Here is a 1508-nt window from a genome sequence, read left to right as displayed (position 1 = left end):
TTAAATGAACTAAAAGAACCGGTAAGTTTAACAGCCCTGCTTTCTACAATACGGACAAGTATTAAAAACATCATAGAACAGGAAAATGTAGATTTCAACCTGAGCGGAATCCAGGTCGATGAGATTTATTCATTGAGATCCTATATGCACAGCATCTTTCTGAACCTGGTAACAAACAGTATTAAATACCGCCGTCCCAATCAGTTGCTTAAAATTGCCATCGACAGTTCCACGGAAAATGAAAAATTAACCATACGATACAAAGATAACGGCAGAGGGATTGACCTGGATAAACACGGTGATAATGTTTTCGGGCTGTATAAGCGTTTCCACCGGGATATCGAAGGAAAGGGTGTAGGCCTCTTTATGATAAAAACTCAAACGGAGATCTTAGGGGGGAAGGTTGAATTGCTAAGTGCGGTGGATGAAGGGGTGGAATTTACATTTGAATTCAATTTGTAGATAGACGTTTGTAAAAACGATTTCGCAAAAATCTGATTTAATATATAATACTATCCTGGAAAAAATAATAAATTTAGGATAGCAATTTCTGAGTATTAAAAACATTCAAATGAATCCTGATCAAAAAAAGTTCACCGAAAAAGAATTAAATCCCCTGTCAAGCCTCGATGTGTGGGAAGATGATGTGCTTCAAAGATACCCTGAACCTGATACAATCGCTAAAGGGAGAACCACGGATGAATACCGGAACTATGAAGAACCGGCAAGAGACACCGTCAAGGAATTCTACCGTTTGAACCATACGTATCAAACCTTTGATTTTGTTCAGGAAAAGCGCAACAACTATTTAAACTTCAACAAAAAAGAAATGCCCGTATGGGAGGCATTCGAGTTTCTCAACCAGTTGGTAGATGATTCTGATCCGGATACGGATCTTGACCAATTTCAGCACCTGCTGCAAACTTCGGAAGCTATTCGGCGCGACGGCCATCCCGATTGGATGGTATTGGTCGGGCTCATGCACGACATGGGCAAAGTATTATGCCTGTTCGGCGAGCCGCAATGGGCGGTTGTAGGCGATACATTCCCGGTCGGATGTCCTTACTCTAATAAAATTGTCTATCCCGAATTTTTCAAATACAATACTGATTTTTCCATTCCAGAATACCAGACTCAATACGGAATATATGAAAAAGGCTGCGGCCTGCGCAATGTAGACATGTCGTGGGGCCACGATGAATATGTTTATCAGATGCTGAAAGATCATCTTCCGGAAGAAGGATTGTACATGCTCCGCTACCATTCATTTTATGCCTGGCACCGGGAAAATGAGTATGAATACCTTCTCGATGATCACGACAGGGAAATGCTGAAATGGGTAAGGCTTTTCAATCCATATGATTTGTATTCCAAAAATCCCGAGCCGCCTGACTGGAAGAAACTAAAGCCGTATTACGAAGAGTTAGTGGCGAAGTATTTACCGGCGACGCTGAAATTTTGATAGGAGCAAGGAACAAGGAGTAAGGAGCAAGGACCGGGGAAGTTAA

The 1508-nt window shown here is 41.5% G+C and carries 2 protein-coding genes; both read left to right on the top strand.

All coding sequences use genetic code 11. The features are described 5' to 3' along the window. The coding region (locus tag WBJ10_RS15590) for an ATP-binding protein (RefSeq protein WP_424291936.1) at window positions 1-462 on the top strand (462 nt) is incomplete at its 5' end. Between the two features lie 109 nt (window positions 463-571). Then, the gene (locus tag WBJ10_RS15585) at window positions 572-1462 is read left to right on the top strand and encodes an inositol oxygenase family protein (protein WP_424291934.1); all 891 of its coding nucleotides are present in this window, start codon (window positions 572-574) and stop codon (window positions 1460-1462) included. Window positions 1463-1508: the final 46 nt, after the last annotated feature.

Origin of the sequence: Daejeonella sp. (genome assembly GCF_049655485.1) — a bacterium.
Classification (GTDB): Bacteria; Bacteroidota; Bacteroidia; order Sphingobacteriales; family Sphingobacteriaceae; genus Daejeonella.
Note: the sequence above shows the minus strand (reverse complement) of the source record. Positions and strands in the feature narration are given on the sequence as shown.

What these genes read in the sequence shown, in the direction of transcription:
- WBJ10_RS15585 (WP_424291934.1), top strand. Translation starts at nt 572, where the DNA reads ATGAATCCTGATCAAAAAAAGTTCACCGAAAAAGAATTAAATCCCCTG.